General features: G+C 76.4%; 2 protein-coding genes and 1 pseudogene. All 3 read left to right on the forward strand.

The window, feature by feature from the left end:
- Window positions 1-5 precede the first annotated feature (5 nt).
- The 3 genes and pseudogenes from DFJ66_RS40395 to DFJ66_RS40405 all read left to right on the forward strand — a co-directional run bounded on the left by DFJ66_RS40395 (window position 6) and on the right by DFJ66_RS40405 (window position 18099).
- Window positions 6-9173, forward strand: a complete 9168-nt coding sequence (locus DFJ66_RS40395; protein ID WP_121229862.1) for a type I polyketide synthase — start codon at window positions 6-8, stop codon at window positions 9171-9173.
- A 29-nt stretch (window positions 9174-9202) separates the two neighbouring features.
- A pseudogene (locus tag DFJ66_RS40400) lies at window positions 9203-15289 on the forward strand (thioester reductase domain-containing protein); the annotation flags it as partial.
- Window positions 15290-15945: 656 nt separating this feature from the next.
- The gene (locus DFJ66_RS40405) at window positions 15946-18099 is read left to right on the forward strand and encodes an ATP-binding protein (RefSeq protein WP_121229866.1); all 2154 of its coding nucleotides are present in this window, start codon (window positions 15946-15948) and stop codon (window positions 18097-18099) included.
- Window positions 18100-18307: the final 208 nt, after the last annotated feature.

Genomic DNA, 18307 nt, shown 5'->3' on the forward strand with positions numbered 1-18307 from the left:
ACGACGTGGCTGACCAAGACAAGCTCCGCGACTACCTCAAGCGGGCCATCACCGACGCCCGCGACGCGCGCCGCCGGCTCAAGGAGGTCGAGGACCGGGAGCACGAGCCCATCGCGATCGTCGGCATGGCCTGCCGCTACCCCGGCGGCGTCGCCTCGCCCGACGACCTGTGGGACCTGGTGGACCAGGGCCGCGACGCCGTCACGCCGTTCCCGGACAACCGGGGCTGGCCCGCCGACCTGCACGACCCCGACCCCGACCGGCTGGGCCGGTCCACCACCGGGCAGGGCGGCTTCCTGCACGACGCCGACCTGTTCGACGCCGAGTTCTTCGGCCTGTCGCCGCGCGAGGCGCTGGCCGTCGACCCGCAGCAGCGGCTGCTGCTGGAGACCACCTGGGAGGCCTTCGAGCACGCGGGCCTGGACCCGGAGTCGTTGCGCGGCAGCCGGACCGGCGTGTTCGTCGGCGCGATGTACAACGACTACGGCTCACGCCCCGACCTACCGCCCGAGGGCGTCGAGGGGTACCTGTTCAGCGGCAGCGCGGGCAGCATCGCCTCCGGGCGGCTGGCCTACACGTTCGGTCTGGAAGGACCGACCGTCACGGTGGACACGGCGTGCTCGTCGTCCCTGGTCGCGTTGCACCTCGCGGCGAACGCCCTGCGGCGCGGCGAGTGCGCGTTGGCGTTGGCCGGCGGCGCGACCGTGATGTCCACCCCCACGGCGTTCATCGAGTTCTCCCGGTTGCGCGGGCTGGCCCCGGACGGCCGGTGCAAGTCGTTCTCCGACCGCGCGGACGGCACCGGCTGGGCCGAGGGCGTCGGCGTGCTGCTGCTGGAGAAGCTGTCCGACGCCCGCCGCCACGGCCACCGGGTGCTCGCCGTGATCAGGGGCAGCGCGGTCAACTCCGACGGCGCGTCCAACGGGCTGACCGCACCCAACGGGCCGGCGCAGGAGCGGGTGATCCGGGCCGCGCTGGACGCCGCCGGGCTGTCGCCGGCCGACGTGGACGTGGTCGAGGCGCACGGCACCGGCACCACGCTGGGCGACCCGATCGAGGCGCGCGCGGTGCTGGCCACCTACGGGCAGGGTCGCGCGGAACCGGTGTGGCTGGGGTCGTTGAAGTCCAACATCGGGCACGCGCAGGCCGCCGCCGGCGTGGGCGGCGTGATCAAGGTCGTGCAGGCGATGCGGCACGGCGTCCTGCCGCGGACGCTGCACGCGGAGGAACCGTCCCGGCACGTCGACTGGACGTCCGGGGCGGTGGCGCTGTTGACCGAGGCCCGGCCGTGGGTGAGCGCCGAGGACCGGCCCCGGCGGGGCGCGGTGTCGTCGTTCGGCTTCGGCGGCACGAACGCGCACGTCGTGCTGGAAGAGGCCACCCCGGAGGAACCGGCCGCGCCGGCGGACGGGTCGGCGGACGTGATCGGGCAGGGCGGGCCGGCGGAACCGGTCGCGCCGGCGGACGTGACCGGGGTCGACCGCGTGCCGGAAGCAGCGCCCGCTGGGCCGGTGCCGGTCGTGCTGTCCGGGCGGTCGCCAGCGGCGGTGGCGGAGCAGGCGCGGCGGCTCACCGGCGTCGAGTGGACGCCCGACGCCGCCTACACGTTGGCCACCCGCACCGCCATGCCCTACCGCGCCGCCGCGCTGGACCCGGCCGCCATGCCCGAGGCCGTGATCCCGCCCAAGGGGCGCACCGCCTTCGCGTTCACGGGCCAGGGCGCGCAGCGCGTCGGGATGGGCCTGGAGACCGCCCGCGCGCACCCGGTGTTCGCACGGGCGCTGGACGAGGTGCTCGCCCACTTCGACCTGCCCCTGCGCGAGGCGATCGAGTCCGGGCACGGGCTCGACGGCACGGGCCTCGCCCAGCCCGCCCTGTTCGCGGTCGAGGTGGCGTTGTTCCGGCTGGTCGAGTCGTGGGGGCTGCGCCCGGACGCGCTGGTCGGCCACTCGGTGGGCGAGCTGGCCGCCGCGCACGTGGCCGGGGTGCTGTCGCTGGCCGACGCGGCGCGGCTGGTGGCCGCCCGGGGCGCGCTGATGCAGGCGTTGCCGGCCGGCGGCGCGATGGTGGCGGTGCGGGCGGCGGAGGACGAGGTGGACCTGCCGGCGGGTGTGGCCGTCGCGGCGGTCAACGGGCCGCGGTCGATCGTCCTGTCCGGTCCGGAGGAGGCCGTGCTGGAGGCCGCGCGACCGTGGGGCGGCAAGCGGCTCGTGGTCAGCCACGCGTTCCACTCGCCGCTGATGGAGCCGATGCTGGACGACTTCCGGGCCGTCGCCCGCACGCTGACCTACGCGCGCCCGACGATCCCCGTGGTGTCGACGGTGCGCCGGGACGCCGACTGGACCGACCCGGAGTACTGGGTGGAGCAGGTGCGCGCCACCGTGCGGTTCCACGACGCCCTCGCGGTGCTGCGCGAGGACGGCGTCACGACGCTGGTCGAGCTGGGACCGGACGCCGTCCTGTCCGGCCTCGCCGCCGCCGCGTTCGACGACCTCGTCCCCGTGCCGCTGCTGCGCTCTGACCGGCCGGAGCCGGTGGCGGTCGCCGAGGCCCTGGCCGGCCTGCACGTGCGAGGCCTGGACCCGGACTGGGCGGCGGTGTTCCCGGGCGCCCGGAAGGTGCCGCTGCCGACGTACGCGTTCCAGCGCAAGCGGTTCTGGCTGCGGCCCGCCCCGCGCCCCGACGTGACGGCGGCCGGGCTGCGGTCGGCGGACCACCCGCTGCTTGGCGCGTCGGTGGACCTGCCCGACGGTTCCACGGTGCTCACCGGCTCGCTGTCCGCGGCCACGCACCCGTGGCTGGCCGACCACCGCGTGCACGGCGCGATCGTCGTGCCCGGCACGGCTCTGGTGGAGCTGGTGGGCGCGGTCGCCGAGTTGACCGTCACCACGCCGCTGGTCGTGCCGGACGACGGGGCGGTGTCGATCCGCGTGGTGCGCACCGACACGACCGTCGAGGTCCACGCGCGGCACGGCGAGGACGAGCCCTGGACCCGGCACGCGACCGGTGTCCTCGACGTCAGCGACGCGCCCGTGGACGACCTCGTCGCGTGGCCGCCCGCGGGAGCGTCCGAAGTGGACTTCTCCTACGCGGGCCTGGAGGAGCACGGCTACGGCTACGGACCGGCGTTCCGCGGGCTGCGGCGGTTGTGGCGGCACGGCGAGGAGCTGTTCGCCGAGGTCGCCGCGCCGGAGGATCTGACGCCGGCCGGGTTCGCCGTGCACCCGGCGCTGTTCGACGCCGCGCTGCACCCGCTGCTGCACGGCGTGGCCGACGACCGGCCCGCCCGGCTGCCCTTCGCCTGGCACGGGGTCCGCTTCCACGGCACCGCCGGCACGGCGCTGCGCGTCCGCGTCGCGCCCACCGGCCCCGACGCGGTGTCGCTGCTGGTCGCCGACGCCGCGGGCGGCCCGGTGGTGTCGGTCGCCGAGCTGGTGCTGCGGCCGTTCGACGCGCCGGTGACCGGGCAGCGGCTGCTGTTCGCCCCGACCTGGCACGAGTCCGACGAGCCCGTGGACGAGACGATCGAGGTGCCGGTCGGCGACGGCCCGGTGCCCGAACGGACCCGGGAGGCCGTGCACCACGTGCTGGGCGTGTTGCGTGACTGGGCGGCCCGCGACGGCGGGCGGCTCGGTGTCGCGGTCGGCGACGACCTCGCGCACGCCGCCGTCGCCGGGCTGGTCCGCAGCGCGCGCGCCGAGCACCCGGACCGGTTCGCGCTGGTCCGCGACGGGCGCGTGGTGGAGCCGCGCCTGGTGCCCGCGCCGCACCCGACCGGTCCGGCGCCCACGTGGGACTCCGTGCTGATCACCGGGGCCGGCGGCGCGCTCGGCTCCGCGCTGGCCCGGCACCTGGTCACCCGGCACGGCGCCCGCAAGCTGGTGCTGGTCAGCCGCAGCGGTGCCGTGCCGGAGCTGCCCGGGGACGTGGAGGTCGTCGCGGCGGCCTGCGACGCGGCCGACCGGGACGCCTTGGCCGCGCTGCTGGCCGAACACCCCGTCACGGCGGTGGTGCACGCGGCGGGCGTGGTGCGCGACGGCGTGCTGGACTCGCTGACCCCCGAGCAGGTGGACGAGGTGCTGCGGCCCAAGGTCGACGCCGCCTGGAACCTGCACGAACTGGCCGGTGACGTCGAGGCGTTCGTCCTCTACTCCTCCCTGGCCGGGCTGCTGGGCACGGCGGGCCAGGCCAACTACGCGGCGGGCAACGCGTTCCTGGACGCGCTCGCCGAGCACCGGCGCGCGCTGGGCCTGCCCGCGACGTCGCTGGCGTGGGGGCTGTGGGAGACCGGCAGCGCGCTGTCCGGCGGGCTGTCCGACGTGGACCGCCGGCGGATCGCCCGGCTGGGGCTCACGCCGATCGGCACCGACGAGGCCCTGGCCGCGTTCGACGCCGCCCTGGCCACCGACGCGCCCGTGCTCGCCGTGACGGGGGTGGACCGGGCCGCGCTGCGCGACCACCCGCACCCGGCGCTGAGCGCGCTCGCCCCCCGGCGCAGTGGCCCGCAGACGGCGACGACCACACCGGACCGGTTCGCGAGCCTGTCCGACGCCGACCGCCTGCGCGCGCTGACCGACCTGGTCCGCACCCACGCGGCGGCCGTCCTCGGGCACGACGACCCGGACGGCGTGGACGGCGAACGCGCGTTCAGCGAACTGGGGTTCGACTCGCTGACCGCCGTGGAGCTGCGCAACCGGCTCGCCGCCGCCACCGGGCAGCGGCTGTCCACCACCCTGGTGTTCGACCACCCGACGCCGCTGGCGCTGGCCACCCACCTGGCGGGCGCGACCGCGCCGGTCGCGGTGCGGCGGCGGGCGGCGGCCGAGGAGCCGATCGCGATCGTCGGCATGGCGTGCCGCTACCCCGGCGGGGTGCGGTCGCCGGAGGACCTGTGGCGGGTGGTGGTCGACGGCGTGGACGCCATCGGCGGGTTCCCCGCCAACCGCGGGTGGGACCTCGAGGCCCTGTACGACCCGGACCCCGAGCGCACCGGCACGTCCTACACCCGCGAGGGCGGGTTCCTGCACGACGCCGACCTGTTCGACCCGGACTTCTTCGGCATGTCGCCGCGCGAGGCGCTGGCCACCGACCCGCAGCAGCGGCTGCTGCTGGAGACGGCGTGGGAGGCGTTGGAACGCGCGGGCGTCGACCCGTCGTCGCTGCGCGGCAGCCGGACCGGCGTGTTCACCGGCCTGATGCACCACGACTACGGCAGCGGCGGCGCGCTGCCGCCGGAACTGGAGGGCTACCTGGCGGGCGGCACGGCGGGCAGCGTCGCGTCCGGCCGCGTGGCCTACGCGCTGGGCCTGGAGGGACCGGCGATCACCGTCGACACGGCGTGCTCGTCGTCGCTGGTGGCGCTGCACCTCGCGGTGCAGGCGCTGCGGTCCGGCGAGTGCGACCTGGCGCTGGCGGGCGGCGCGACCGTGATGGCCACGCCCACCGCGTTCGTCGAGTTCTCCCGGCAGCGCGGGCTCGCGCCGGACGGCCGGTGCAAGCCGTTCGCCGCGGCCGCCGACGGCACCGGCTGGTCCGAGGGCGTGGGCGTGCTGCTGGTGGAACGCCTGTCCGACGCCCGCCGGCTGGGCCACCCCGTGTTGGCCGTGGTGCGCGGCACGGCGGTCAACCAGGACGGGGCGTCCAACGGCCTGACCGCGCCCAACGGCCCGGCCCAGCAGCGCGTGATCCGCGCCGCCCTGGACGCCGCGGGCCTGGCACCGTCCGACGTGGACGTCGTCGAGGCGCACGGCACCGGCACGACCTTGGGCGACCCGATCGAGGCCGAGGCGTTGCACGCCGTGTACGGCGGGGAGCGCGCCCGGCCGCTGGCGCTGGGCTCGCTCAAGTCGAACATCGGCCACACCCAGGCCGCCGCCGGGGTCGGTGGCGTGATCAAGGTGGTGGAGGCCATGCGGCACGGTGTCCTGCCGCGCACCCTGCACGTGGACGAGCCCAGCCCGCACGTGGCGTGGACGGGTGCGATCGAGCTGCTGACCAGCGAGCGCGAGTGGACCGCCGACCGGCCGCGCCGGGGTGCGGTGTCGTCGTTCGGGATCAGCGGCACCAACGCGCACGTCGTGCTGGAGCAGGCACCCGAGGAGCCGGCGCCCGAGCTCGTGCCCGGTCCCGTGCCGCTGGTCGTGTCGGCCCGCACCCCGGAGGCGTTGGCGGACCAGGTGGAGCGCCTGGCGGCGGTGGACGTGCCGCTGCCGGACCTGGCGTTCACGCTGGGCACCGGGCGGGCGCTGCTGGAGCACCGCGCGGTCGTCGTCGCCGAGCGGGCCGCCGACCTGCGTGCCGCCGTGCCGCTGCCGAAGGCCCGGCCCGGACGGCTGGCCTTCGTGTTCACCGGCCAGGGGTCCCAGCGCGTCGGCATGGGAGAGGAGCTGGCGCTGGCGTTCCCGGTGTTCGCCCGCGCGCTGGACGAGGTGTGCGCGCTGCTGCCCGTGCGGCACGCCATCGCCACCGGCGAGGGCCTGGACGAGACCGGGGTGGCGCAGCCGGCGCTGTTCGCCGTCGAGGTCGCGCTGTGGCGGCTGCTGGAGTCCTGGGGCGTGCGCCCCGACCTGGTCGCCGGGCACTCGGTCGGCGAGATCGCCGCCGCCCACGTGGCGGGCGTGCTGTCGCTGGCCGACGCGGCGGAACTGGTGGCGGCGCGGGGCTCGCTGATGCAGGCGCTCCCGCGCGGCGGCGCGATGGTCTCGGTGCAGGCGGCCGAGGACGAGCTGGACCTGCCCGAAGGCGTGGCGATCGCCGCGGTGAACGGGCCGCGGTCGGTCGTGCTGTCCGGCGAGGAACGGGCCGTGCTGGACTTCGCGGCCCGGTACCGGCACAAGCGGCTGACCGTCAGCCACGCGTTCCACTCTCCGCTGATGGACCCGATGCTCGCCGAGTTCCGCCGGGTCGCGGAGTCGTTGACCTACCGGCAGCCCACCGTCGCGGCCGTGTCCACGGTGACCGGCGGCGCGGCCGACTGGACCGACCCGGGGTACTGGGTCCGGCACGTCCGCGACACCGTCCGGTTCGCCGACGCGGCACGCGGCCTGCTGGAAGCGGGCGCCACCACGTTCGTCGAGCTCGGCCCGGACGCGGTGCTCACCGGCCTGCTGGCGGCGGTGCTGCCGGACGGCGCGGCGGCGCTGCCCGCGCTGCGCCGCGACCGGTCGGAGCGGCACACCGCGACCGAGCTGTTCGGCCACCTGCACGCGCGGGGCGTGCCGGTGGACTGGTCGGCGTTCCCCGGCCGCCGGGTCGCGCTGCCCACCTACCCGTTCCAGCGGGAGCGGTACTGGCTCACCCCGCGCCGGCGCACCGCGGGCGGCCACCCGGTGCTGGACGCCGGCGTGCCGGTGGCGGGCCGCGAGGAGGTGCTGTTCACCGGCACGTCCGCCGAGCCGCTGACCGCCGCCGGTGTGGCGGACCTGGTGTGGCACGCGGGACGCGAGGTCGGGCACCCGGTGGTGGACCTCGACGTCACCTCGCTGCCCGCGGGGGAGGGCGTGCGGGTGCAGGTGAAGGTCGGTGCGCCGCGCGGCGGTGAGCGGCCGGTGACCGTGCACGCGTGGGAGGACGGCTGGGTCGAGCACGCGCGCGGCGCGCTCACCGGGGGTGCGGTCGTGGCGGCGCGGGTCGACCTGTCCCTGCTGAACCGCGCCGGGGTGGAGGCCGCGGTGTGGCGGGGCCTGCGGGCCACCGCGCCCGGCGTCGCCACGCACGTGGACGACGACCTGGTGTTCCGCGACGAGAGCGGCGCCGAGGTGGCGCGGGTCGACGCCGTGGAACACCGGTCCCTCGGTCGGGCCGCGCTGTACGAGGTGGAGTGGGTGCCGGTGGAGCTGCCCCCGGTGGACGGGCCGGTGGACGGGCCGGAGGCGGCCGGCGCGGGTGCGGTGGACGGGCCGGAGCTGGTCGTGCTGCGCGTCGAGGCCGGGCCGGACCCGGTGGCGACGGCGCACGCGGCCACCCGGCGGGTGCTGACCGAGCTGCGCGCGCGGTCGGCCGACGACAGCCGCGTCGTCGTGCTCACGCCCGACCCTGCCGACCCGGGCGTGGCGGCCGTGTGGGGCCTGGTGCGCGCCGCCCAGGCGGAGGCGCCGGACCGGATCGTGCTGGTCGGCGGCGAGCCCGACGACCTGGCGCCGATCGTGGCCGCGGGCGAACCGCAGGTGGTGGTCCGCGAGGGCCGGGCGTTCGCGCCCCGGCTGGTCAAGGCCGCCGCCGCTGCGGGAGTCGCCGACGCGTCCGGCGGGGCGCGGGTTGCCGATGCGGCGGGCGCGGCGGGAGTCGCCGGCGCGGTCGTGCACCGGCCGGAGGCCACCGGCACACGCGTGCTGGCCGCCCTGGACGACGACACCCTGGCCGACGCCCTGCGCGGCGCGGTCGACGAGGCGTGGCGGCTGCACGTCGAGCACCCCGACCGCCCGCTGGTCCTGGTGTCCACTGTGGACGACTGGTTCGGCGTCGCCGGCCGCGCGCACCACGCGGCGGCGGCGGCGTTCCTCGACGCCCTGGCCCGCCGCCGGTCCGGCTCGGTGTTCGTGGCGCTGGGCGAGGACGACCTGCTGGACCAGGCCGTCGCGGCGGGCCGGCCCGCCGTGGTCGCCGCGCCGCTGTCGGCCCTGCCCGAGAGCCCGTTGCTGCGCGGGCTGGTGCACCGGACCCCGCGCGCCACGCTGGCCGAACGCCTCGCGGGCGTCGCGCCCGAGCAGCGCCGGGCGCTGGTCGAGGACGCGGTCCGCGCCCAGGTCGCGGCGGTCCTCGGCCACGGCGACCCGAAGCGGGTGGACCCCGAGCGCCCGTTCGCCGACCTCGGGTTCGACTCGCTGACGTCGGTGGACCTGCGCAACCGGCTGACCGCGACGACCGGGGTGCGGCTGAGCGCCACGGCGGTGTTCGACCACCCGACGCCGGCGGCGCTGGCCGACTCGGTGTTGGACCGGTTGACGCCCGCGGCGACCGCGCCCGCGCTGGCCGAGCTGGACCGGCTGGAGGCGGCGCTGGCCGTGGTCGGCCACGACGACGACCAGCGCGACGAGATCACCGCACGGCTGCGCGGGCTGCTGGCGCGCTGGGACCAGCCGGCCGACGACCGCGCGCGGCCGGACTTCGCCGCGGCGTCCACGTCCGAGCTGTTCGACTTCATCGACAACCAGCTCGGCCGCGCCTCGCGCTGAGCACGAGCCCACTACGCGAGGAGAGGACCGTGTCCGACGAGGAACGGTTGGTCGAGTACCTGAAGTGGGTCACCGCCGACCTGCAGCAGGCCCGGGAGCGGATCGCCGAGCTGGAGGCGGCCGAGCCGGAACCCGTGGCCGTCGTGGCGATGGCGTGCCGGTACCCGGGCGGCGTGGCGTCGCCGGAGGACCTGTGGCGGCTGGTGGCGGAAGGGCGTGACGGCATCACGCCGTGGCCCGAGGACCGCGGCTGGGACGTGGAGCGGCTCTACGACCCCGAACCGGGCGTGCCGGGCCGTTCCTACACCCGCGAGGGCGGGTTCCTGGAGCACGCCACGGACTTCGACGCCGCCTTCTTCGGCATCTCGCCGCGCGAGGCGCTGGCCATGGACCCGCAGCAGCGGGTCCTGCTGGAGACCGCGTGGGAGTTGTTCGAACGGGCGGGCATCGACGCGGCGACCCTGCGCGGCAGCCGGACCGGCGTGTTCGCGGGCGTGGGGGAGCAGAGCTACCTGGGCCTGGCCGGGCCGGAGGAGCTCGAGGGGTTCCTGATGACCGGCAAGCTGGGCAGCGTGGCCTCCGGCCGCGTGGCCTACGCGCTGGGCCTGGAGGGACCGGCGGTCACCGTCGACACGGCGTGCTCGTCGTCGCTGGTGGCGATCCACCTCGCGGTCCGGTCGCTGCGCGCGGGCGAGTCGAGCTTGGCCGTCGCGGGCGGGGCCACGGTGTACGGCTCGCCCACGGGCTACGTCGACTTCTCCCGCCAGCGCGGCCTCGCGCCCGACGGCCGGTGCAAGTCCTTCGCGGCGGCGGCCGACGGCACCGGCTGGTCGGAGGGCGTCGGCCTGCTGCTGCTGGAGAAGCTGTCCGACGCGCGCCGCAACGGCCACCCGGTGCTCGCGCTGGTGCGCGGCTCGGCGGTCAACCAGGACGGGGCGTCCAACGGCCTGACCGCGCCGAACGGCCCGTCCCAGGAACGGGTGATCCGCGCGGCCCTGGCCGACGCCCGACTGTCCACTTCGGACGTCGACGTCGTCGAGGCGCACGGCACGGGCACCCGGCTGGGCGACCCGATCGAGGCGCAGGCGCTGCTGGCCACCTACGGCCGGGGCCGGTCGACGCCGCTGTTGCTGGGGTCGCTGAAGTCCAACATCGGGCACAGCGTCGCCGCCGCCGGTGTCGGTGGCGTGATCAAGATGGTGGAGGCGATGCGGCACGGCGTCGCGCCGCGCACCCTGCACGTGGACCGGCCGACCCCGGTGGTGGACTGGTCGGCTGGCGCGGTGGAGCTGCTGACCGAGGCGCGGCCGTGGCCGGAGGCGGACCGCCCGCGCCGGGCGGGAGTGTCGTCGTTCGGCGTCAGCGGCACCAACGCGCACGTCGTGCTGGAGCACGTGCCCGCCGAGGACGTCCCCGCCGAGCCGCGCACGGCCGGTGAGGTGCCGTTCCTGCTGTCGGCGCGGACCGGGGACGCGCTGCGCGCCCAGGCGCGGCGACTGCGCGACTTCCTGGTCGAGCACCCCGCTGTCGAGCCCGCGGACGTGGCGTTCACCCTCGCCACGGCGCGGACCGCGCTGGAGCACCGGGGCGCGGTGACCGCGGCCGACCGCGACGGCTTGCTGGCGGCGCTGGCGGGCTTCGCCGGCGGCGCGCCGGTCGACCAGCCGGGCCGCACGGCGTTCCTGTTCACCGGTCAGGGCGCGCAGCGCGCCCGGATGGGCCGCGACCTGCACGAGCGCCACCCGGTGTTCGCCGAGGCGTTCGACGCGGCCTGCGCCCTGCTCGACCCGCACCTGCCCGAACCGCTGCGCGAGGTCGTGTTCGGAGGTTCGGAGCTGCTGCACCGGACCCGCTACACGCAGCCCGCGCTGTTCGCGTTCGAGGTGGCGCTGTTCCGGCTGCTGGAGTCGTGGGGCGTGCGGCCGGACCACGTGGCCGGGCACTCGCTGGGCGAGCTGACCGCCGCGCACGTCGCCGGGGTGTTCTCGCTGGCGGACGCGTGCGCGCTGGTCGCCGCCCGCGCGCGGCTGATCGACGAGCTGCCCGCGGGCGGCGCGATGGTCGCCGTCGCCGCGCCGCTGCCCGAGGTCGAGCCGCTGCTGGTTCGCGGCGTGGAGGTCGCGGCGGTGAACGGGCCGGCCGCGGTGGTGCTGTCCGGGGAGGAGGACGCCGTTCTGGCGGTCGCCGAGCGGCTGCGGGAGGCCGGGCGGCGGGTCAAGCGGCTGACGGTCAGCCACGCGTTCCACTCGGCGCGCATGGAGCCCGCGTTGGCGCCGTTCCGCGCGGTGGCCGCCCGGATCACCTACCACGCACCCACGATTCCGGTGGTGTCCAACGTGACGGGCGCCCTCGCGGGGACGGATCTGCTGCGCGACCCCGACTACTGGGTGCGGCACGTGCGCGAGCAGGTCCGGTTCGCCGACTCCCTGCACGCGCTGGCCAAGGAGGGCGTGACGACGTTCGTCGAGGTCGGCCCCGAGGCGGCGTTGACGCCGATGGTCCGCGACACCCTCGACGGGGTGAACGCCGTGCCGCTCCAGCGCGCCGGCGGGGGTCTCAGCGAGGCGCTGGGCGCGCTGCACGGCCACGGCGTGGCGGTGGACTGGCGGGCGTTCTTCGCGGGCACCGGCGCACGGCGGGTCGACCTGCCGACCTACCCGTTCCAGCGGGAGCGGTTCTGGGTCGCGGAACCCGACCCGGTGGACGCGGACCGGCTCGGCGTGGACGACGCCGGGCACCCGCTGTTCGGGGCCGCCGTCGCGGTGGACGACGACGAGGTCGTGTTCACCGGCCGGCTCTCGCCCCGCGCCCAGCCGTGGCTCGCCCGCCACCGGGTGGGCGACGCGGTCGTGCTGCCGTCGTCCGCGCTGGTGGAGGCGGCGATCCGGGCCGGCGACGAGGTGGGCCTGCCGCGCCTGGCCGCGTTGGACGTGACGGCCCCGGTGGTGGTCCCCGAGCGGGGCTTGGCGTTGCGGCTGCGGGTCCGGGCCGGGGCGCTGGCCGTCCACACGCGACTGGACGGCGGGCGCTGGACCGAGCACGCCACCGGTCGGCTCGCGCCCGCCGGGCCGCGGCCGGTGCCCGGCGACGGGGAGTGGACCGACGTGCCCGGGGTCGACCCCGACGGGTTCCGGCTGCACCCGTCCACTGTGGACGCCGTGGTGCGGCTGGTGGGCGACGGTGACGCCGTGGCGTGGCGGGACGTGGAGCTGCACGCGGTCGGCGCGACCGACGTGCGGGTCCGCACCACGCCCGGCGGTGGCCTCCTGGTGACCGACCCGGCCGGTGGGCCGGTGGCCTCGATCGGCTCGGTGACGCTCGCGCCGGTCGCCCCCGACGCCGTGGCGGAAGCGCTGCTGCGCCCGGCGGACGCCCTGCTGGGCGTGGTGTGGGAGCCGGTGGAGCTGCCCCCGGCCGAGGGGGAGCCGCCGCGCTTGCCCGCGGCCGAGGCGGAGTCGCCGCGCTTGCCTGCGGCCGTGGGGGAGCCGCCGCGCTTGCCCGCGGCCGGTGGCGAGCCGCGCTTGCCCGCGGCCGGTGGCGAGTCGCGCTTGCCCGCGGCCGGTGGCGAGTCGCCGCCGGTGGTCCGGTGGCGGCCCGGCGGCACGCTCCACGAGCGCGCCGCCGCGGCCCTCGCCGACCTCCAGGGGCCGGCCGAGCGGCTGGTGGTGGTGACCTCCGGTGCGGTGGACGACGTGTCCGACGTCGACGGTGCCGCGCTGTGGGGCCTGGCGCGCTCGGCGCAGTCCGAGCAGCCGGGGCGGATCGTCCTGGTGGACGTGGACGACGACCCGGCGTCGGAGGCGGCCATCGCGGCGGTCGTCGCCGCCGGCGAACCGCAGGCCGTGATCCGGCGGGGCGAGGTCCGCTTGCCGCGCCTGCGCCCGCTCGAGCCGCGTCGGACACGGTGGAACGCCGAAGGCGGCGTGCTGGTCACCGGCGGCACCGGCACGCTCGGCGCGATGGTCGCGCGGCACCTGGTGGCCGCCCACGGCGTCCGCCGCCTGCTGCTGACCAGCCGCCGCGGCCCGGACGCGCCCGGCGCGGCGGAACTGCGGGCCGAGCTGACCGCCCTCGGCGCGGACGTGACGATCGCGGCCTGCGACGTGGGCGACCGGGACGCGCTCGCCGCCCTGCTCGCCGACCACCCCGTGCGCGGCGTCGTGCACACCGCCGGCGTGATCGACGACGGGCTGGTGGCCGCGCTGACCCCGCAACGCCTCTCCGCGGTGCTGCGCCCCAAGGCCGACGCCGCGCGGCACCTGCACGAGCTGGTCGGCGACGTGGACGCGTTCGTGCTGTTCTCCTCCATCGCCGGCGTCATCGGCGGCGCCGGGCAGGGCAATTACGCGGCCGCCAACGCGTTCCTCGACGGCCTGGCCGCCCACCGCGCCGCTCGCGGCCTGCCCGCGACCTCCATCGCCTGGGGGCTGTGGGCCGAGAGCAGCGGCATCACCGGCGACTTGACCGAGGCCGACCGGCAGCGCATCGCCCGCGCGGGCTTCCGGCCGGTGGAGTCCGCCCACGGCCTCGCGCTGCTCGACGCCGCCCTGGGCACGCCGAACGCGGTCGCCGCACCGCTGGACCTCGCCGCGCTGCGCGCCCGTGCCGACCAGGCGCCACCACTGCTGCGCACCCTGCTGCCGCCGGCGCGACCGGCCGCCCGCACGGGCACACCGCCGCCGGACCTCGCGCAGCTGACCGACGCCGAACGGGCCGGCGTCCTCGCCGACCTGGTCACCGCCGAGGTGGCCGCGGTGCTCGGGCTGGCGGGCGACGTGCCCGACCGCCCGTTCCCCGACCTCGGCTTCGACTCCCTGCTGTCGGTGGAGCTGCGCAACCGCCTCGCCGCCGCGACCGGCCTCACCCTGCCCGCGACGGTCGTGTTCGACCACCCGACGCCGAGCGCGCTGGCGGCCTTCCTCGCGGGCGCGACGGGACCGCGGGAGGTGGACTACGCGGCCGAGGTCGGGCTGCCGGACGACATCCGGCCCGCCGCCGAGGTGGTGCGGACCGTCTCCGCGCCCGAACACGTCCTGCTCACCGGGGCGTCCGGGTTCCTGGGCGCGTTCCTGCTGCGCGAACTGCTGGCCGCCTCCGACGCGGTCGTGCACTGCCTGGTGCGGGCGGCCGACGAGGCGGAGGGCCTGCGCAAGGTGGAGGCCAACCTGCGCTGGTACCGGCTGGCCGACGAGGTGGACCTCGCGCGGCTGCGGATCGTGCCCGGTGACCTCGCCGCGCCCGGCCTCGGCCTCCCGCCGGACCGCTTCGACGAGTTGGCCCGCCTGGTCGACGCGGTCTACCACGCGGGTGCGACCGTGAACTGGCTGCGCCCCTACCCGGACCTGCGCGCGGCCAACGTCGACGGCACCCGCGAGGTGCTGCGGCTGGCCGCCCGGCACCGCACGGTGCCGGTGCACCACGTGTCCACCACGGGCGTGTTCGCCGGCCTGCGTGATCCCGGCGTGCCGCTGGCGGTGACCGACCCGACCGGGCCGCCGGAGCGCCTGGCCAGCGGTTACCTGCGCAGCAAGTGGGTCGCCGAGCAGGTGCTCGAGCGGGCGCGGTCGCGCGGGCTGCCGGTGTCGGTCTACCGGGTGGACCTGGTGTCGGGCGACCGGCGGCGCGGCGCGTGCCAGACCCGCGACTTCGTCTGGCTGAGCACCAAGGGCCTGGTGCAGGCCGGGGCGGTGCCCGCCGGGCTGGCCGGCACCGTTCCCATGGTGCCGGTGGACTACGCGGCGGCGGCGATCGTGGCGCTGTCGAAGGACTCCGGTGGCACCTACCACGTCTACAACCCCGGTCGGGTGTCGTGGCGCACCATCGTGGACCGGTTGCGCGCCAACGGTTTCCCGCTGGTCGAGCGGGACCGGGACGCGTGGCGGGCGGCGGTGCTGGCCGACCGGGACAACGCGCTCATCCCGTTGCTGGACGCGTTCGACCTGATGACCTCCGACAGCGCCGCGTTCTACCCGCGGGTGGACGTCTCGGCGACCGAGGAGGCGTTGGCGGGCACCGGGATCACGTGCCCGCCGATCACCGCGGACCTGGTGGACACCTACATCCGGTTCTTCGTGGAGACCGGGTACTACCCGTCGACGGCCGGGAGCGACGCCTGAGCGGACGCGGGCGGGGTGGCGCCTGAACGGGCGGGGTCGACGACGGGTCGGCCCCGCCCGTCGCGTGTCCGCCCCCTCTTGGCCCCGCCGCCCGGGTTACCCTACGCTCGGTCATCGCCGGGTCACCGAGGTGATCACCGGTGGATGAGCGGGCAGTGTCCGTCGAGTGATGATCGGCGGGTGAGACTGGCCGCAGCGCCGGTTCCGCGTCGCGCGGGCCGGTGCGGACCGACGTCGATGGGGGAGTTCGGAATGGTCGCAGGGCGAAGTACGGGTGAGCGGACCGCGAGCGGCGTTCGTGCCGCCTTTGTAGGGGCCGCCTGAACACCTGCCGCTGCGGTGTCCCGCAGTACGTCGAAAGCCGCTCCGGTGTTCGCCGTGCTCGATGGTTTCGTGCGAAATCATGGCTGCCGTGATTCGGCGGCACGCGGCGCGGTGAATTCATCCGGGGTTGAGCGCACCGTTGATCGCGGCCCTTTTCCGGCGTGTGTCGTCCGCCGCAGGGCCGCAGGCGACGGGCGGTTACCTCGGATACCGCCGGATTCGGCCGAGCGGGTGTGACGGGCGGATCGTCGTCACGCTGTGACACGGGGTTCCCGGAAACCTCGTGGTAAAGTCTGTGCTGGTGTCAACCTACGTGGGGGGTAGGTGGAGCTATGTTTTTCCGCGTCCTCGGACCGTTGGATTTATGCGTCGGTGACGGCGCGGTCCAGTTGGGTGGTATCAAGCAACGCGCGACCCTGGGCTTTCTGCTCCTGCACCCGAACCGGGTGGTGTCCACCAGCGGGCTGGTGGACGCGCTGTGGACGGGCGAGGACCCGCCGGCGTCCGCGCGCAAGATGCTGCAGAACGCGGTCTGGGGCCTGCGCGGCATCCTGGCCGGCGCGGGCGGGCCGTCCGCCGAGGTGTCGCTGCGCACCAAGGCGCCGGGGTACGTGCTCGACGTCGACCCGGAGCGGGTCGACCTCTTCCGGTTCCGCACGCTGGTCGCCGACGGCCGCCGGGAGCTGGCCGAAGGCGGCCCGGACAAGGCCGCCGCGCTGCTGCGCGACGCCCTCGCCCTCTGGCGCGGGCCGGTGCTCGCCGACCTGGTGGAGGCGGGCGTCGAGTGGTCGGACCTCGCCTCGATCCAGACCTCGCGGCTGGCGGCGATGGAGGACCGGTTCGAAGCGGAGCTGCGCTGCGGCGGCCACTACGCCGTGCTCGGCGACCTGGAGTCGATGGTCGAGGCCGAGCCGTTCCGGGAGCGGTCGGTGGCGCAGCTGATGCTGGCGCTCTACCGGTGCGGGCGGCAGGCCGACGCGCTCGCGGTGTACGCCCGCTTCCGGACCGCCCTGGCCGACGAGCTGGGGCTCGACCCGGGCGCGGACCTGCAGCAGCTGCACCAGTCGATCCTCGAGCAGTCGCCCGCCCTGGCCGTGCCGGGCCGGCCGACCGGGCTGCCGTCGCTGGTCGAGGCGCCCCTGGTCGAGCCGGTGCGGCACCGGGCGCCGCTGGCGCTGGCCGGCGAACCGCGCCTCGAGCCGTTCCCGGTGGACGCCCGGCAGTTCGCGGCGGACGCCCGGCAGGCCGAGCACCGCCGGGTGGGGCCGACGTGGCGGCAGGCCAGCGCGCTGATCGTGCGCACCGAGATCGGCACCCGCGGCTGGTCGGACGGCATGACCGTGGACGACACGCTGCACGACGTGGCGGCGATCATCCGCGAGGAGACCGAGCGCTGCGGCGGCGTGGTGCTGGCTTCCATCGGCTCGTACTCGCTGGCGCTGTTCGAGGCCAACCGGCACGGCGACGACTTCGCCAAGCGCGCGGTGATGGCGGCCCTGGCCATCCGGGACCGCACCGAACTGGACGCGCGGGCCGGCCGGTTCGCCTTCCACACCGCCGTGGCGACCGGCGAGACGACGATCCGCAACGGGCACGGCGGCTCCCAGTCCGGCAACGGCGCGCTGATGGTCGCCTGCGAGGAGCTGCTGTCCCTCGGCGGTCCGGGCGAGGTCATGGTCTGCGAGCGGACCCGGATGGCCACCGCCGCGCACATGGCCTACGAGCGGACCGGCGAGCTGGGGTGGCGGGTCGCCGGGTGCCGGTGCCTGGACATCGCGCACGACGCCGTGCCGCCCGCCGGGTACGAGCACGAGATGGACGTGCTGGAGATGCTGCTGACGCTCGCCGTGAGCCGGAAGCGGCCGATGCTCGCGTCCGTGCTGGGCGTGCCGGGCAGCGGGAAGAGCTGGTTCCTGTCCACGTTCGAGAGCCGCGTCGCGGACAAGGTCGTGGACGGCGCCCCGCTCCAGGTGGTGCGCACGCCGCCGTTCGCGGGACCGTGGGGCCTGCGGGCCGCGATCCTCGCGGCGTGCTGCGGCGTCCAGCCGGGGGACCCGCCGAGCACCGTCGAGCAGCGGCTGTACCGCACGGTCCAGCAGGCGCTGGGCAACCCCACGGCCGCCGAGCTCGCCATGGCGAGCCTCGGTCCGCTGCTGGAGCCGGGCCACGATTCCGACCACTACGACCTCGAGGGCAGGCAGGCGGCGGCGCGGGACTGGAACCAGGTGGTCTCGCAGGCGCTGCGCGACCGCCCACTGGCGGTGTTCATCGACGACCTCCACCTCGCCAACGACGGGTTGCTGAACTTCATCGAGGGTCTCGCCGGGTGCATGGAAGGCGTGCCGCTGATGGTGGTCGTGGGTGGTCGGCTGGGCCTGCTCCAGCGCCGTCCCGACTGGGGCGGCGGCAAGTCGCACGCCACGACGCTCACCCTCGACGTCGTGTCCCGCCCCGGCCTGCCGCTGCGCTCGCCGGCCGCGGGCTGATCGATCGGTGCGCGACCGCCGCCGCACACCGATCGAATTCACCCGATAGCAGTACATCCGGCACGACCGGGTGACAATCGAACACCAGCAGCCGCAGATTCCGCCCTGCGGCTGTTTCGCTTTCCCACCGCGCCCCGCGGCCGGTCCGTTCTAGCGCGCGGCGGTCACCGCGCGGTCTTCCCGCGGCCCATTCCCGCCGATGACCCGG

It is taken from the genome of Saccharothrix variisporea, assembly GCF_003634995.1.
Classification (GTDB): Bacteria; Actinomycetota; Actinomycetes; order Mycobacteriales; family Pseudonocardiaceae; genus Actinosynnema; species Actinosynnema variisporeum.

What these genes read in the sequence shown, in the direction of transcription:
- DFJ66_RS40405 (WP_121229866.1), top strand. Translation starts at nt 15,946, where the DNA reads ATGTTTTTCCGCGTCCTCGGACCGTTGGATTTATGCGTCGGTGACGGC.